Annotated in this window: 14 protein-coding genes; 3 read left to right on the forward strand and 11 right to left on the reverse strand. The window is 37.1% G+C overall.

What is annotated here, in order from left to right; translation table 11 throughout:
• Positions 1-334: 334 nt before the first annotated feature.
• The 10 genes from GGR08_RS01155 to nth all read right to left on the reverse strand — a co-directional run bounded on the left by GGR08_RS01155 (position 335) and on the right by nth (position 10,691).
• Positions 335-721 carry a YbaN family protein gene (locus tag GGR08_RS01155; protein WP_183193583.1) on the reverse strand — a complete coding sequence of 129 codons (387 nt, stop codon included), beginning with the start codon at positions 719-721 and terminating at the stop codon, positions 335-337.
• Positions 722-1,129: 408 nt separating this feature from the next.
• Entirely contained in the window at positions 1,130-2,035 is a 906-nt protein-coding gene (locus GGR08_RS01160; RefSeq protein WP_183193643.1) for a metal ABC transporter permease, read from the reverse strand.
• A gap of 7 nt (positions 2,036-2,042) precedes the next feature.
• Positions 2,043-2,897: a metal ABC transporter permease gene (locus tag GGR08_RS01165; protein ID WP_183193584.1), complete on the reverse strand. Its 855-nt coding sequence runs from the start codon at positions 2,895-2,897 to the stop codon at positions 2,043-2,045.
• On the reverse strand, positions 2,894-3,724 hold the full coding sequence (locus tag GGR08_RS01170; RefSeq protein WP_183193585.1) for a manganese/iron ABC transporter ATP-binding protein: 831 nt from the start codon (positions 3,722-3,724) through the stop codon (positions 2,894-2,896). Before GGR08_RS01170 ends, GGR08_RS01165 begins: the two co-directional genes overlap by 4 nt.
• A complete protein-coding gene (locus GGR08_RS01175) occupies positions 3,721-4,629 on the reverse strand; it encodes a metal ABC transporter substrate-binding protein (RefSeq protein WP_183193586.1) in 909 nt (302 codons plus the stop codon). Before GGR08_RS01175 ends, GGR08_RS01170 begins: the two co-directional genes overlap by 4 nt.
• 884 nt (positions 4,630-5,513) lie before the next feature.
• The gene (gene pheT, locus GGR08_RS01180) at positions 5,514-7,928 is read right to left on the reverse strand and encodes a phenylalanine--tRNA ligase subunit beta (protein ID WP_183193587.1); all 2,415 of its coding nucleotides are present in this window, start codon (positions 7,926-7,928) and stop codon (positions 5,514-5,516) included.
• Between the two features lie 31 nt (positions 7,929-7,959).
• Positions 7,960-9,042: a phenylalanine--tRNA ligase subunit alpha gene (pheS, locus tag GGR08_RS01185; protein ID WP_183193588.1), complete on the reverse strand. Its 1,083-nt coding sequence runs from the start codon at positions 9,040-9,042 to the stop codon at positions 7,960-7,962.
• 91 nt (positions 9,043-9,133) lie between these two features.
• Positions 9,134-9,535 (reverse strand): 50S ribosomal protein L20, encoded by a 402-nt coding sequence (gene rplT / locus GGR08_RS01190; protein WP_183193589.1) that lies wholly within the window; start codon positions 9,533-9,535, stop codon positions 9,134-9,136.
• Positions 9,536-9,568: 33 nt separating this feature from the next.
• Positions 9,569-9,772 (reverse strand): 50S ribosomal protein L35, encoded by a 204-nt coding sequence (gene rpmI / locus GGR08_RS01195; protein ID WP_183193590.1) that lies wholly within the window; start codon positions 9,770-9,772, stop codon positions 9,569-9,571.
• A 157-nt stretch (positions 9,773-9,929) separates the two neighbouring features.
• A complete protein-coding gene (gene nth / locus GGR08_RS01200) occupies positions 9,930-10,691 on the reverse strand; it encodes an endonuclease III (RefSeq protein WP_210273913.1) in 762 nt (253 codons plus the stop codon).
• A gap of 121 nt (positions 10,692-10,812) precedes the next feature.
• On the opposite strand from nth, the gene GGR08_RS01205 reads away from it, so the two are divergent.
• The 3 genes from GGR08_RS01205 to ilvD all read left to right on the forward strand — a co-directional run bounded on the left by GGR08_RS01205 (position 10,813) and on the right by ilvD (position 14,282).
• Positions 10,813-11,244 (forward strand): Hsp20 family protein, encoded by a 432-nt coding sequence (locus GGR08_RS01205; RefSeq protein WP_183193591.1) that lies wholly within the window; start codon positions 10,813-10,815, stop codon positions 11,242-11,244.
• Positions 11,245-11,270: 26 nt separating this feature from the next.
• Complete coding sequence (locus tag GGR08_RS01210; protein ID WP_183193592.1) at positions 11,271-11,522, forward strand: BQ00720 family protein; 252 nt, start codon at positions 11,271-11,273, stop codon at positions 11,520-11,522.
• Positions 11,523-12,443: 921 nt separating this feature from the next.
• Positions 12,444-14,282 carry a dihydroxy-acid dehydratase gene (gene ilvD / locus GGR08_RS01215; protein WP_183193593.1) on the forward strand — a complete coding sequence of 613 codons (1,839 nt, stop codon included), beginning with the start codon at positions 12,444-12,446 and terminating at the stop codon, positions 14,280-14,282.
• A 677-nt stretch (positions 14,283-14,959) separates the two neighbouring features.
• On the opposite strand, the gene mutS is transcribed toward ilvD, so the two are convergent.
• Entirely contained in the window at positions 14,960-17,704 is a 2,745-nt protein-coding gene (gene mutS / locus GGR08_RS01220; RefSeq protein WP_183193594.1) for a DNA mismatch repair protein MutS, read from the reverse strand.
• Positions 17,705-17,871: the final 167 nt, after the last annotated feature.

Consider the following 17,871-nt stretch of genomic DNA (forward strand, 5'->3'; position numbering starts at 1 on the left):
GACATAAGACTCAATAAGCAAAACTTAAAAATATATATGATGCATTTAAAAACTTAATGTACCAAGGAAGTTTAAGCTAAGGAAGCTTAAATATTTTATTATCATTGTTTACAAATCAACTTTTTGAATTTTAAAGGTTTTGTGCATAATTTTCTTTGTTCATAAAAATTATTTCATAAATATATCATTAATCAATTGCTTTTAAAAAGTTTATTATTTCATATGCATTTTGAATGTGGGAAAATTATATCTAAAACTTGAGGGAAAAGTTTCTTTCATCATTCTAACAAATAAGCAAAGTTAAAAAGAGCATCTCATAAAATCTTTTATGTCATTATGAAGATGGACGTGTCACAATATAACTAGCAATTAACAATAATATAACAGCAACGAATAAAGAAATCCATAAAGGCGGGTGTAACATTATGAAAAAGGATAATCCTCCTCCTATCATACTCATTACTGCAAAAATTTTAATAAATGGAGAGATAGCTCTTCTTTCTTCCCATTGTTTAAGAGGGGGACCAAAAATACGATGATTATTCAACCACTGATGAAAACGTGGAGAAGAACGCGTAAAACACCATGAGGCAACCCACAAAAAAGGAACAGTCGGCATAATAGGTAATACCACACCGATAATACCTAATATAAGCATTGCCCAACCTGCTATATAATAGCAGAGTCGCAAAGGATTTGATATCTTGAAATATTTCTTCATTCTCTCGTATTATTTTCCTCTACGCAAAATTTTTCGCAAAAAATTATATCTGTCTGAGTGGATAATTTCTCTTCATCATTTCCCTTTTCCACCATTTCTATGTGTAAGTGCTTTTACTGCCATAAGTTCCTTTAAGATACTAAATAGCTTTATCATATGATAATTATTTTAAATGATTTCAAGAAATAAGAAGAGATTTTAGAAAAGTAAAAAATAAAAAGGCTGCAAAATAAATCAATGCAGCCTCTTAATTAAGAATGCAGTGTTGGGGGGGGGGGAGAATATGCACTGCATTCACTTGCTAGACATTAGGAGGAAAAACAACCTAGCGACTCAACCTGTAATTAAAATTATCATGAGAAACAATATATAAAAATGCATGGCTGATATGCATGAATTTTATCACCGTCAATTTTCTTGAATTATGTTTCGACGAAAAAAAGTCATCATGAAAATGACAATAAAAATCAACGTCAAGATTAATACGCTTGTGGAAGCAGAATCAGAACCGATAAATAAGCTAAGATAAATCCCTAAAAAACCAGAAAAAGCTGCAACAAATATCGCAATCATTAACATAAAAGAAAACCGTTTCGTAACAAGATAGGCAATTGCTCCTGGTGCTATCAGTAAAGAAATAACAAGCACGATTCCAACAGCTTTCAAAGCTGCAACAATTGTAAGAGAAATCATCGTGAGAAGGGTATAGTGGAGCAATGATATTCGCAATCCCATTGCACAACCTTGTACTGAATCAAAAATGTACAGCATAAAATCGCGCCATTTTGCTCCTAAAGTAAAAGTAACAATGGCAGAAATGATCGCTGTCTGCGTAATATCAAGCCAATTAACGCCTAACAGATTACCGAATAGAATATGATTTAAATCTAGGCTACTATAGATAGATGTTGCCAAAACGAGTCCTAAACCAAACATCGATGAAAAAACAATACCCATCACTGTATCCTGTTTGATACGACTATTGCTTCCCAAAAAACCTGTTATAAGTGTACAAATTATACCCGCAATAAAAGCACCACAAGTAATTAAAGTGATAGTAATATTCTCTGGGCGCATATGCTGGAACCAAGCAAATGGCAAAGAAGCTAAAAAAGCTATCACCCACGGTGTTGTCATATAACCAACAACAACACCTGGAAAAACTGCATGGGAAATGGCATCGCCTAATAATGCCCATCCTTTCAAAATAAGAAAACAAGAAAGCATTGCCATTGGAATAGAAAGGATCGTGACAATAAGCATACCTTTCAACATAAAAGAAAATTGAAAAGGGAACAGTAATTGATCAATCATGGTCATACTACATCTTTTTTGCTGCATTTATACGCAAACGCGCAGCAATATATCCGTGTTTAGGAGCAAAAATAAAAGCTAACATAAATAAGAATGCTTGAAAAAGTACGATAACCCCCCCTGTTTGTGCATTCAAAAAATAACTCACATAGACACCTAATATGCTTGTGAGTGTCCCAATAATAACTGCAGTAATCAAGATATTTATAAAACGATCACTTAAAAGATAAGCGGTTGCCCCAGGCGTCACAACCAAACAAATAACCAAAAATGCTCCAACTGTTTGCATGGCAGCAACAGTACAAGCAGCAAGCAGTGTGAAAAAGAGAATCTTTAAAAACTTTACGTTTAATCCAATGGCACGCGCGTGTGTTTCATCAAATAAAGAAACAAAAAGATCTTTCCATTTCAAAAGCAATATAAATAAAGAAACAAAAACAATCAAAGCCAATTGTATAATATCTGATGAACTAACGGCTAAAATATTTCCTAAAACAATCGTATCAATATTAACAGCCATTGGTTTTAATGATTTGAGAAATAATCCAAAAGCAAAAAAGGAAGAAAAAATGAGACCAATAACAGTATCTTCTTTCAGTTTTGTTCGCTGATTCAAAAACAGCATTGCTGCTGCAGCAAGACCACCAGAAAAAAAAGCGCCAAGTGAAAAAGGTAATCCTAAAAGGTAAGCTCCTGCTACACCAGGAACAATCGAATGGGATAACGCGTCACCAATCAATGACCAACCTTTTAACATCAAAAAAGTTGAAAGAAAGGCACAAACACATCCAACTAACCCAGAAACCCACATTGCATTCACTATATATTGATAGCTTAGTGGTTCAAGCAACCAAGAAATCATGCAACGTGCTCCACTCTTTCGACATTTTTACAAATTGCAGACTGTTTTCTTTTCATGAAAACATCATTTTTTTTCGTGCCTTGAAGGTCAAAAATATGGTGGTGCAACGAACCTCCAAAAGTTTTCTCCAAATTTTCCTTTGTAAAGATTTTTTCTGTTACCCCAGAAGCTAAAACGGTTTCTTTTATTAAAACTGTATGATCACAAAATTCCGGGACAGAACCTAAATTGTGTGTAGAGACCAAGATTACTGCCCCTTCTTTACGAAGATCTTGCAACAGAGTAATGATTTTATCTTCTGTTGTAACATCAACTCCTGTAAACGGCTCATCTAATAAAATAGCTTTTGCTTTCTGTGCTAGAGCACGCGCTAGAAAAACGCGCTTTTTTTGCCCACCAGAAAGTTCGCCAATTTGGCGCTTGGCAAAAGGCAACATATCCACGCGTTCTAAGGCAACACGAACGGCTTCATGATCCTGCGTTCGTGCATAACGAAAGAAATTCATATGGCCATAACGTCCCATCAAGACAACATCTTCAACTAGGACAGGAAAATTCCAATCAACATCTTCACTTTGAGGAACATAAGCAATAAGGTTTTTTTTCAAAGCTATATCAATGGGCAAACCAAATATGCGAATTTTTCCCTTTGAGGGGCGTACAAATCCCATAATTGCTTTAAATAATGTTGATTTACCGGATCCATTAACCCCAACCAATGCTGTAATAGAACCTTCTGGACTTTCAAAATTTACTTCACGTAAAGCTGTATGTCCATTACCATAAGTTACTGTTACCCCTTGGGCAAATATTCCATATTTCGTCATTGGTGTTTTACTCCCTCTAATAAGGATTTGCTAATGCGACCACTCGTGACACGTAGTAAGTCAATATAAGTGGGTACCTCCCCATTTTTTTCACTTAGAGAATCAACATAAAGAACACCACCGTATTTAGCTCCTGTTTCTTTTGCCACTTGTTTAGCAGGTGCTGGAGAAATTGTGCTCTCAGAAAAAACTGCATGAATATTGTATTTTCGAACCATATCAATAACATGTTTAACTTGCTGAGGTGTTCCTTGCTGATCTGCATTAATGGGCCATAAATAAAGTTCTTTTAGATAAAAATCACGTGCTAAATAGCTAAATGCACCCTCACTGGTTACAAGCCAACGTTTATCTTGAGGAACAGCTGACAATTCAGCTCTAATTGGATCAATGGTGGCGCGAATCTTCTGCTTATAAATTTCGGCATTTTTTTTATAAATAGCAGCATGCTTAGGATCGTACTTTACAAAAGCATCACGAATGTTATCGACGTAAATCAGAGCAGAAGTCGGTGACATCCAAGCATGAGGATTTGGCTTACCACTAAAGGGCCCTTCACCAATTATAATTGGTACAACACCTTCTGAAACAACAACACTTGGAACATCCTTAATATTTTGAAAAAACTTTTCAAACCAAAGCTCTAACTCTAATCCATTCCATAAGATAAGATTTGCATCTTGCGCACGCATAAGATCGCGAGGGGTAGGTTGATATTCGTGAATTTCAGCACCTGGTTTTGTGATTGATTCAACATCAGCAGCATCACCAGCTACATTTCGCGCTATATCAGCAATAATGGTAAATGTCGTGACAGCTTTAAATTTACCAGCGCATACCGCTAAATTGGGTGTAAGAAAAATAAAACTTCCCAGAATCAGAGTAAAAAATTTTTTTATATTCATTAAGTTTCTCTTGTTTTATTGCGAATGGTTTGCATTATCATTTAGCAATAACAGTTATCTTTTGCATTTGCAATGAAGGATTTTTATAAAAATTAACTTTTCAAGCCCTTTTTAAATAATTCTTTCTCGCCTTGAAAATTCACCTTGAAAAAAGTAGATAATTTTAAAGAAAAATTACTTTGTTATTTTGCAAAGTATTTTATAAAAAGCTGAGTTATTTTTCTCGTTCTTTTTTGGAAACCTTATGTTTTATGGCACTTTTTGTCTCATAAAGCTTGTGTCTTTTTTGTTGCTGATTAATTAACATCTAATCATCAATGATAACATGTTAATTTCTAAGGATAATGTATCGTTTTATTGAGTAATGAGAAGATCACATTCCTCACAAACGATAGAATGCTCAAAATAAGGGCTTATCATGTTATTTATGCACCTATTTTAACGAAACATCTTATCTCATAGCAATACCTGTCAAGCGCATACTCCAAAGGGGATGAGATCCACTGAGCATCATCATTGATTTTACAAAATGCAGTACTATTATTTATTTTTTCAATATCAATGTTGCATGATTAATTCTTTATATTGACGATAGGTTTTGGCATTTGAGAGCTTGTATAAGGGGGCATGCTTACTTTTTTATGGTTTCTACACAACCATTCCACTTTAAGGTACGAAAATAAAAGATTTTGATTCATTCAAAAACAATTTAGAATAATAAGTTTTATAATATTAAAGATTTTATTTAATATGAAAAATTATTATTATAAATCAATCTATTGTAGTAAAAGTTTTTTTCAAAACAATTCTACAGATTTCAAGTTTTTAAAAATAAAGAAGCATTCAAAAGTGTTTCTATCTTTAGAAAAGTAATCCGAAAATACTCAACGGCGAAGATAAGCGCCTGTCATTTTGGTAACGTTTTCTATTACTTTTGCAGCAATTTCCTCTAGGTCCTTATCTATCAAAGTGCGTTCAATTGGTTGAATAACAATCTCAATGGTAACAGATTTTTTATCTTTACCAAAGCTTTGATCTTCAAAAAGATCAAAAACTTGCACGTAACGAATAAGTTTTTTATCAGCTTCCTCAGCAGCGCGAATAATAAGAGAGGAAGCAATCGTTTTATCAACGATAAATGCAAAATCACGCCGCACTATTTGAAAAGGCGATAATTTCAAAGGAGGACGGCTTTTCGTTGTTTTTTTCTTTGATTTTGGAATTTCATCTAGAAAAATTTCAAAACCACATAAGGGACCACTGATATCTAATTTTTCTAAGGTTGTTGGATGAAAAACACCAAAAAAACCAAGAATAATCTTTGAGCCAAGTTTTATGATTCCTGAACGACCTGGATGATACCAATTGGGCGCTCCAACTTCAATCTGTAATTTTCCAACATTTATATCGCATGCTTCTAAAACTGCTAAAGCATCTGCTTTGGCATCAAAAACATCAACTACGGTTGCATTTCCATTCCAAAAACGCCCGGCACCTTCAAATTTCTCTGTGCCACGGCGAATTCCACTCACAACACGCCGTTGTTTATCAGGGGTATCGCCTTCATAAATGCTGGAAACTTCAAACAAAGCAAGATTAGAAAAGCCACGATCAGCATTTCTCTGCGCTGCCATAAGCAAACCAGGTAAAAGAGAAGGGCGCATCACTGACATATCAGCGGCAATAGGATTAACCAATTTAAGCTCTGCTTGACCTCCCCCAAAAGCAAGAGCCTGATTTTCAGAAATAAAAGACCATGTGACCGCTTCTTTCATGCCGCGATGTGCTAAAGCCAAACGGGCAGTACGTAAACGAATTTGCGCGCATGTTAAAACTTGATTTTTTTCTTCTGCGAAGTTTTCCAAAGGAATAGGTTTAATTTTATCTAACCCATAAATCCTCATGACTTCTTCCACCAGATCGGCTTTACCCATAATATCAGGGCGCCATGATGGTACTTTTACTGTAACGACATCTCCCTTTTCCTCAACGCAAAATCCAAGTTTTGTTAAAATAGAGATGGCTTTTACAGGCTCTATTTCCAAATGTGTCAAACGTTTAATTTCAGAAAAAGGAAAAGCAATTTGTTTGGTTTCTTGTCGCTGATAACCAACAATTTTTGCCTTAGATACTTCACCGTTACAAAGACGTAAGACCAATTCTGTCGCAATATCAAGTCCTGTTTCAATAAAAGCTGGATCAACACCTCGTTCAAACCGATAACGTGCATCGCTGATAAGACCTAATGTTCGCCCTGTTTGTGCGATGCGTTGCGCTTCCCAAAGTGCTGATTCAATAATAACACGTCGTGTTGCTTCATCACAACTCGTTCTTACACCGCCCATGATACCAGCAATCGAGACAATACCTTCTTCATCTGCAATGACACAATCTTGAGTGCTCAAATGATAAGTTTTTCCATTAAGTGCTTGAAGTTGTTCTCCTTCATGAGCACAACGAACATACAAATTCCCTTTAATCTTATCAGCATCAAAAACATGAAGTGGACGGCCAAGATCAAAACTGATGTAATTGGTCATATCAACTAGCGCATTAATAGGTCTCAAACCGATTGCATTTAAACGCTGTTGCATCCATTGCGGTGATGAACCATTTTGAACATTACACACCTCACGCCAAGCAAAACCTAAACATAATGATGCAGCTTGCGGAAAATCTAATGAAACGTTGAGAGGTGTGTCAAAGGACGCTTTAAATTTTGGTAAAGATAATTCTTTTAATTGTCCGATTCCAGTGGCAGCAAGATCACGTGCAATACCACGAACACCTGTGCAGTCAGAACGGTTGGGGGTCAAACCAATATCAATGATTGGATCATCTAGACCAGCATAAGCTGCAAATGAAACTCCAATAGGACTGTCTTCTGGAAGTTCGATAAGGCCATCATGCTCATTTGATAATTCAAGCTCAGCTTGTGAACACATCATTCCAAAACTTTCAACGCCGCGAATTTTTCCTACAGATAATGTCACACCGAGTCCTGGAACATAGGTCCCTGGTTGCGCAAGGACACCAACAAGTCCAGCACGTGCATTTGGCGCTCCACAGACAACTTGAACAGGTGTCGCAGTTCCCGTATCCACTGATAAAATCTGTAATTTATCTGCATCAGGATGTTTTATTGCTGTTAAAACTTTTGCTATCACAAAATTTTTTAAAGAAGAGCGATCATCAACATGATCAACCTCAAGACCGATAGCTGTTAATTTCTCACAAATTTCACCCAAAGGCGCATCTGTCTCTAAATGATCTTTTAACCATGACAAAGTAAATTTCATTTTAAAACCTTACATGAAAGCAATGATAAGATCACACATTTCTATTAGAAAAAAAAACAGGCATATCAAAGCAATGAAAGCCATAATGATCTAACCAACGCAGATCAGCATCAAAAAAAGCCCGTAAATCAGGCATACCGTATTTCAACATAGTAATGCGATCAATACCCATCCCCCATGCAAAGCCTTGATATTCATTGGGATCTAAACCAACATTTTTTAACACATGAGGATGCACCATTCCGCATCCTAAAATTTCTAACCAATCTTGTCCTTCGCCAAACTTTATTTCTGAACCAGAACGATCACATTGAATATCCACCTCCATGGATGGTTCGGTAAAAGGGAAAAAAGAAGGACGAAAACGCATTTTTACAGAGGGAACTTCAAAAAATTCTTTACAAAAAGTTTCATGCAGCCACATCATATGGGCAATAGTGGAGCTTTTATCAATGACAAGGCCTTCAACCTGATGAAACATGGGTGAATGTGTTGCATCCGAGTCCATGCGGTAAGTTTTTCCAGGAATAATGATCCGTATCGGTGTTTTTTGTTTTTCTAGCGTGCGAATTTGCACGGGTGATGTATGGGTTCGCAATAATTTGCGTTCTCCTATTCTATCAACATCAAAAAAGAAGGTATCATGCATTTCACGTGCTGGATGCCCTTCAGGAAAATTCAAAGCCGTAAAATTATAATAATCTGTTTCAATATCTGGCCCTTCTGCAAGAGAAAAACCCAATTTTGTATAAATAGCGATAATTTCTTCAATTACTTGTGAAATAGGATGAATACGCCCACGTTCCATAGGCGAAGAGCGAACAGGTAAGGTAATATCAACTGTTTCATAAGAAAGACGCGTATTCATTGCTTGTCTTTTTAGAAGATCACGCTTTTGCGCCCATAATTCTAAAATACGATTCTTTAACCCATTAAGAACTGGTCCAGCTTTTTGGCGCTCGCTAGCTTCCATCTTTCCTAATGCTTTTAATTTTTCAGAGATGCTGCCCTTTTTACCTAATGCTGCAATACGCACTGTTTCAAGTGCCTGTTCATCATCTGCAGCTTCTAAAGCTAAACAAATTTCTTGTTCCAGACGCTCAATATCGTTCATATTTTTGCCTATTTTTAATAAAAAAAACCGCACTCGCAATAGCCAGCACGGGAACCCGAATAAATAAATGCCTTAAGAGAACACGACTGGCTTACTTGACAGCGCTTTCAAAAGCATTAGGCGTTGTATCTTTTAAATATTCTAAAGCTTTTTTTGCTGAAATAACTAAAGCAGAAAATGCTTCCGATTCGTAGATTGCTATATCTGAAAGAACTTTACGATCAACTTCAATACCAGCTTTTGATAAGCCATCAATAAAACGTCCATAAGTTAAACCTTCTGCACGAACAGCTGCATTAATTCTCTGAATCCACAAAGCACGGAAAGTCCGCTTTCTATTTTTGCGATCACGATAAGCATACTGTTTTGAACGATCAACTGCTGCCTTAGCAGCACGAATGGTATTTTTGCGTCGACCGTAAAAGCCTTCAGCTTGTTTAAGAATTTTTTTATGCTTAGCGTGTGCTGTCACACCTCTTTTCACACGTGCCATATTATAATCTCCTCAAAATCAAAAGCGCAAGGTTTAAATACCATTCGGCAAATAATGCTGAATAACTTTTTTAGCATCTTGTTCACACAAAACCATTGTTCCACGTGCATCGCGAATAAATTTATTCGAACGCTTAATCATGCCGTGGCGCTTACCAGCAGCTGCTACTTTAATTTTACCTGACGCAGTGATTTTAAACCGCTTTTTAGCGGATGATTTGGTCTTCATCTTGGGCATTTTGCTACTCCATACATAAATTGATTCAATCAAACATTTCATCTCTTCAAGCGGACCACTGCTTGAATAAGCCATTTAAACAGCCACGGCATGCCCTGCCGGGCGGTTCTTAAAAGATGCTCTTATAAGCTAGTCTACACAAAATAGCAAGAGTGTATTACAAAAAAATCGGCGCTCCATTACCTTGAATTTCAACCAAAGGTGCCGGAATAGCATTTGTTTTTCTTGCAGCTTTACATAAATCGGCAATAATGCATTGCTTACATTGCGTTTTACGTGCTTGACAAATATAGCGTCCATGTAAAATCAGCCAATGATGCGCATGACGAAGATAATGAATCGGTATAATTTTTAATAATTTTTTCTCAACAATCTCTGGTGTTTTGCCAGGCGCCAAACCAAGACGATTGCTTAAGCGAAAAATATGTGTATCTACCGCCAATGTAGGCAAACCAAAAGCAACATTCAAAACAACATTAGCTGTTTTGCGTCCTACGCCTGGAAGAGTCATGAGTGCTTCACGTGTGTCAGGGACTTGACCGCCATATTGATCAATTAAACAGTTACAAAGTGCATAAATATTGCGTGCTTTTGCACGCCAAAGACCAATTGAACGGATATGATGTGCTATTTCTTCTTCCCCTAATGCAACCATTTTTTCCGGTTGATCAGCAAGGCGAAATAATTCTTTTGTCGCTTTATTAACGCTTACATCTGTCGCTTGAGCTGAAAGAACAACTGCAACCAAAAGTGTAAAAATATTTATATAGTTAAGATCACTTTTAGGTGTCGGGCGTTGCACAGAAAAACGGCGAAATATTTCTGCAATTTCACCTTCATTATATAATATATCAGATAAATTGCGCACCTTTGACAAATTTATGGTGTTTCGAGATATTTTTATGTTACTTTGAGGCATTGAACTCTCTTCATCTTCTCTCTTGAAGTTATCATTCACGCTCGCCATATGAGAAGAATGCAGCGAACACTTTAATATAGAGTTTGGTCAAGTAAATACGCTTTAAAGAGGATACTCATGAATGACACATGTGACACCCTTTTCCAATCCTTTTCTTTTAGGATTTGAAACCGTAGAAAAAATATTACAACGTATCGGTAAAGCTGATGAGGCTTATCCAGCCTATAATATTGAACGTTTACATAAAAACGATGATGCGAATCATATCCGGATAACTTTAGCTGTTGCTGGATTTAAGATTAATCATCTTAATATTTTGCTCGATGATAATCAATTGGTTATTCATGGTAAACAAACGGATAATCAAAGTCATCAATATTTGTATCGCGGTATAGCCGCACGACAATTCCAGCGGACCTTTGTCCTTGCAGAAGGTATGAATGTCACAAATGCCGAGTTGAAAAATGGTCTTTTATCAATTAATCTGTATCAACCAAGATTAAAAAAAGAAATAAAACAGATACCAATTAAAGTCAGTAGTGGTGAATCATAAAAGTTAAGGCGTAAAGGAACAGTGAAATGGGAGAACATAAACAAAGCTTATCGTTTCAGAATACGTCCTACTCTGATACAGGACAGATTGCTTATTTAAAAAAGGTTTGTACAGATGATCTAGCTAAAAATTTTCCAGATCTTCCCCCCATGACTCCAGGCATTACCATATGGGCGCTTTTTGGTGAAACAGGTTATCCTATCATTTTATCCGATGAACGCTCTATTGCCCTTGCTGGAGCCAATGAGCATGAGCTCCAAATTGTAACTCTGCATTAGAATTACCGTACGAGAAAAAACGGAGTTCTTTATAAATTCTAGCCGTTTTTTCTTAATTTAAAGGGTATTAATCTGTTTAGCGGTATGTTTGATTTTTTTTCTTTTGTTGCTGATGGCCGGTGGTGTTTTGGTATTATATATGGGGGTAAAAGGAATTGATCAATTTAAATTACTTGTTTTCCGTTATAAGCAGAGTTGGCGTGTAGGTGAAAAGTACTTGAGGAAAGGAATATTCCTCTTACTAAATTTTTCTTTACATAAATATAAAGGTGATGGTGCTCTATAAGTTTTATTTATAGGGTCGTTATACGGCTCAAGGACTTGAAAATGAAATAGTAGCCTAGAGCATATTGAGAGATACTTCTTTAAAATGAGTATGTGAAGTGTTAGGAAAATAGATTTTGTTGGGATATTCTATTCTTTGTAAGGGGACATGACTTCATTGAAGGATATGAAAAACAAAGACATGAGACAATGTGTCATTATTATTTAAGATATCGCTATAGATGCTTTTGAAAGGCATAAAGCTGAAGTGTAAGAATATAGTAAATTTTTATACCATTAGGCTTTTATATTCTTCACCAATTAAACTGTCTTCTTGTTCCAGAAATTATGCAAACAGATCGATGCAATATTCTTCCTAAATCTGGCATATAAAAATCTGGAACAGTTCGTGTTGTCCTGAATCGTTTTGATATTTGTTTCAAACGTGCAGTTGTGCTGGGATTAGATGTTGATTAACTGGTAATAAAAAATAAAGCTTTATAACTTTATGAGGAAGCTTATACAGTGCTTTTACAACTTTGTGCTTCAAATGCTTCAGTACAAAGTATTTTTTTCTTTATTAATATTAAAGCTCTTGTTTTTATAGTGAAGTTACAGCACAATGAACAAAATGGAATTATTTGAGGGGGAAAAATAATGCCTTCTTACCGTTCAAGAATATCGACTCACGGGCGTAATATGGCAGGAGCCCGCGGTCTTTGGCGTGCAACAGGGATGAAAGATACGGATTTTGGTAAACCCATCATTGCGATTGCGAATTCTTTTACACAATTTGTACCAGGGCATGTTCATCTAAAAGATATTGGCCAATTAGTTGCACAACAGATAACCATTGCCGGTGGTGTTGCGAAAGAGTTTAATACTATTGCTGTTGATGATGGAATTGCGATGGGGCACGACGGAATGCTTTATTCTTTGCCCTCACGTGAAATTATTGCTGATTCTGTAGAATATATGGTCAACGCCCATTGTGCGGATGCTCTTGTCTGTATTTCTAATTGTGATAAAATTACCCCTGGAATGTTAATGGCTGCTTTACGGTTGAATATTCCAACAATCTTTGTTTCAGGCGGTCCGATGGAAGCCGGTAAGATTAAATGGAAAGATCAAGATTTAAGGGTTGATTTGGTTGATGCCATGATTGCTGCCGCTTCAGAACAGAATTCAGAAGAAGAAGTTGCTGAAATGGAGCGTGCTGCTTGTCCTACATGTGGTTCTTGTTCAGGAATGTTTACTGCTAATTCCATGAATTGCTTAACGGAAGCCTTGGGGCTTTCGCTTCCCGGAAATGGATCAGTGCTAGCAACACATTCAGATCGACGGATGCTTTTTGAAGAAGCTGGCAGACAGATTGTTGCATTGGTCAAGCGTTATTATGAAAAAGATGATGAAACAGTTTTGCCACGCTCTATTGCTTCACGCAAAGCTTTTGAAAATGCCATGGCTGTTGATATAGCCATGGGGGGATCAACCAATACAGTACTGCATCTTTTAGCTGCAGCGCAGGAAGGTGAGGTGGATTTTACCATGACGGACATTGATCATCTTTCACGTCGTGTTCCAGTTTTATGCAAAGTTGCTCCTGCTGTTGCGAATATCCATATGGAAGATGTTCATCGCGCGGGTGGTATTATGGGGCTTTTAGGTGAATTGGATGCAGCGGGACTCATTGATACATCAACTTATACGGTTCATGCAAAAACAATGAAAGAAGCTCTTGATCATTGGGATATAAAACAAACCACTGAACCGACAGTTTGTGCATTTTATCGTGCTGCTCCAGGAGGGATTTCAACACAGATAGCTTTTAGCCAATCTTGTCGCTATGAAACTCTTGATCTTGATCGAGAAAAGGGTGTGATTCGCGATAAGGAACATGCCTATTCACAAGATGGAGGATTGGCAGTTCTTTATGGAAATTTAGCAAAAGATGGCTGTATTGTAAAAACAGCAGGTGTTGATCAATCAATTTTGACTTTTAAAGGTTCAGCAAGAATTTTTGAAAGCCAAGATTCAGCTATTTCAGCTATATTAACGGATAAAATTAAAGAAGGTGAAATTGTTTTAATCCGTTATGAAGGGCCACGTGGGGGACCCGGAATGCAAGAAATGCTTTATCCTACGAGTTATCTCAAATCTAAAGGATTGGGTAAAGTTTGTGCACTTGTTACAGATGGACGTTTTTCAGGGGGCAGCTCAGGGCTCTCGATAGGACATGTTTCACCAGAAGCGGCTGAAAGAGGAGAAATTGCATTGGTGGAAGAAGGAGATATCATAGAAATTGATATTCCAAACCGTAGCATTCATATGTTGGTTGATGACGTAGAGATGAAGCGGCGTCGTGCTAAGATGGAAGCAAAAGGAAAAGGCGCTTGGCAACCGGTTGAAAAGCGTCAGCGTAAAGTTTCAAAGGCTCTCAAAGCTTATGCTGCTATGACCACATCTGCTGCAAAGGGTGCAGTTCGTAATCTTTAATGAGATAAAGGATGCGTTTTATAAAAAGAGAGGGTATCTGATTTTTTGCACGATGTTCTAAGCAGATATTCTATGAGTTTATGAGCATAGCATATGACTGAAAAGCAAGGGAAAGCTCTTAGAATTTAGACTATTTTCAAACTAGTTTCGAGAGAAAATCTTTATTTTGAGATGCGAGAAAGAGTTCAAGGGCTTTTTAAGAAAATCAAAAGCAGCAGGGCCTGCTTAGATAATATATGTAAAAACAGTAAAAAAGCTCTTTATCATTCGAAATGTAAAGAAAATAGATGACTCCATTATCTATGAATTTATCACGCAAAATTAGGTGGCATTCCAACCCAGAAATAGATTTAAATCAAGCTGTTGCTATAATAACAAGAATATTGATTGTGAAAAGTATGATTCACTAGATGTTGTATATTTACAAGATGAAAGAGACTTCATAACAATCTTTGCAAAAAAAGAATCAACGTTAATCAATTTTTTTTGTAAAAAAATCAGCCTTAATCTAAGAAAATATGAAAGTGCGTAGAATTTTTCCTCTCGATGTTTATCAAAATGTGTTGTGCAGAAAAGAAATTAGGAAGCAGTAAACAATAGTTTTATGCTGAAACATATCAAAAAAGGGAACTTTAATTTCCTATTAAGAAAGATTTTTAATAAAAAAACATCTATTTTTATAGGATGTTATTCTTTTCAAGCTGTTTAAGCTGATAAATTGCTTCTAAAGCTTGCTTAGGGGAAAGCTCATCGGGATGAATATTTTTTAAAACTTCGTGAAGTACATCATGTTTGTTTCTCTCTTCGTTGAGGGGTGAGGTTGCTTTAAGAGAAAAGAGAGGTAACTCATCAATGAGTTTATGCCCTTTCCCAGCCATTTCACCTTGTTCTAATTGATGGAGAACATCTGTCGCTCGTGTAATAACAGCTGAGGGAAGCCCGGCAAGCTTTGCAACTTGTACTCCATAGGAACGGTCAGCAGCTCCTGGTATGACCTCATGAAGAAAAACCACATCACCATTCCAATTTTTAACTTTCATGGTTACATTATGCAGTCTGTCAAGTTTTTCAGTCAGTGCTGTCATTTCATGAAAATGGGTCGCGAGAATAGCACGACAGTGATTAACTTCATGGAGATATTCGACGGCTGCCCAAGCAATAGAAAGCCCATCAAAGGTTGAAGTTCCGCGTCCTATTTCATCGAGAATAACAAGAGAATGGTGACTTGCATGATTGAGAATAGTTGCTGTTTCAACCATTTCCATCATAAAAGTTGAGCGTCCCCGTGCAAGATCATCAGAGGCACCGACACGACTAAACAGACGATCAACGACACCAATATGTGCTGAAGTTGCTGGAACAAAGGAACCCATTTGCGCCATAATAGTAATGAGAGCATTTTGGCGCAAAAAAGTTGATTTTCCGCCCATATTAGGTCCTGTCAAAAGCCAGATTGCTGCATATTGTTGATTTTCTTTCACAGAGAGATCACAATTATTGGCAACAAAGGGTTCTGCTGCTTGTTTGCGGAGGGCTTGCTCGACAACAGGATGGCGTCCTGCGGTGACGTGAAAGGTAAGGGAATAATCAATTTTAGGACGGCAATATCCTTGTTCTTCAGCAAGATGTGCTAAAGCGACAGAAACATCTAAAATAGCAAGTGCTTCAGCAGCTTTACGAATAAAATCAACCTGTTTGATAATTTCTTGAACAAGAGTATCAAAGATTTCCAGTTCAAGTGTCAAGGCTTGGTTGGCAGCATGGGCAATACGACTTTCAAGGTCAGCAAGCTCTGTTGTTGTAAAACGCATAGCATTTGCCATTGTTTGCCGATGAATAAAGCGTGCTTTAGCTTGTGGACTATTGGTGAGTGCGGCTGCTTGTATATTGGTGACTTCAATGAAATAGCCTAGAATATTATTATGCTTTATTTTAAGCGTCTTAATATCTGTTTCTTGGGCATATTGCGCTTGTAGTTCAGCAATGACACGGCGCGACTCATCCCGTAAAGCACGCATTTCATCGAGGTCTTTATGATAGTTGGCACGAATAAAACCACCATCACGTTTCAGCAGAGGGAGATTATCGGCCAACGCTTGTTCTAAATGGCAATGTAAAGCAATGGGTAGATTTGAAAACACCTGTTGTATATCACTTATTTCTTGAGGCAGAAGCTCATTATTAAGAAGCTGATGAATTTCACGAATGATTTCAAAGCCACGTTGAATCGTTGCCATATCACGAGGACTTCCTCGTTCAAGAGCCAAACGTGAAACAGCGCGGGGCATATCTGGCCCCCCTTTTAAAGTGAGTTTTATTGCTTCGGTAAGAGAAGGATTACGGAGAAAAAAGTCGATAGAATCCAAACGCGTATCAATAGCTGAAGGGGTGGTAAGAGGAGCAATAAGGCGATCGATGAGAAGGCGAGAGCCTCCTCCTGTTACAGTACGATCAATAGCTTTTAATAAGCTTCCATCTCGTTGACCTGATGTCGTTCGAATAAGCTCAAGGCTTAGCCTAGTTGCGGCATCAATAAAAAGGGTAGCACTTTCATTTTGGCGCTCAGGTTGCATAAGGGGAGGACGATGTGTGATTTGTGTTTTTTCGATATAACGAATAGCAGCTACAATGGCAGAAATTTCACAACGTGAATAATCGGCAACACCTTCAAGAGTTGAAAGTTTGAAATAAGTGCAAATATCGCGTTCAGCGGTAAGAGTATCAAAGAGATAAGCCGGTTGAGGTGAAACAATACGATCAAGAACATTAAAGAGTGATTTGTGCGATTTATCATAAAAAAATGAATCAGCAACAATAATTTCTTGCGGATCCACACGCATAATATCTGCTAAAAGTTTTTCTTGTCGGCTTTCTATTACACGAAATACGCCTGTTGAGATATCAATCCAAGAAAGAGCAAATTCTTCTCCATCGCCGGTTTTTATACGGGAAAGTGTCATCAAATAATTTGCGCGCGCTGGATCAAGGAGTTTTTCTTCTGTTATCGTTCCTGGGGTTACAAGGCGAACAACATCACGCCGAACAACAGATTTTGAGCCCCTTTTTTTTGCCTCAGCAGGATCCTCTGTTTGTTCACAAACAGCAACGCGATAACCACAAGCAATCAGTTTTTGCAAATGATCGTCTGCAGCATGAACGGGAACACCACACATAGGAATATCTTTCCCGAGATGTTTTCCGCGTGTTGTAAGTGTGATTCCTAAAGCCTGAGCAGCTTCAATTGCATCATTAAAAAATAATTCATAAAAATCTCCCATTCTGTAAAAAAGAAGTGAATCATGATGGACGGCTTTGATTTCTATATATTGCTCCATCATAGGTGTAAGACGTTCTTGAGAGGAAGCAGATGAGGAGGCTGATTGTGGAATTAAATTATTTTTATGATCATTTTTTTTATCCATTTTTACGTGGCCTGTTCCCTTTCAATGAAGCTTTTAGTCTTTTTTGTTTACTTCGATATTTATTTATCTCTAAATTGAAACACATCATTAGATTTGCTAAGGCAAAGAATAGCGATTTACGACATGTGAATCAAATTTAATAACTATACGCATTATCAAGTAAAATT

This window comes from Bartonella fuyuanensis, from assembly GCF_014197255.1.
Taxonomy (GTDB): Bacteria; Pseudomonadota; Alphaproteobacteria; order Rhizobiales; family Rhizobiaceae; genus Bartonella; species Bartonella fuyuanensis.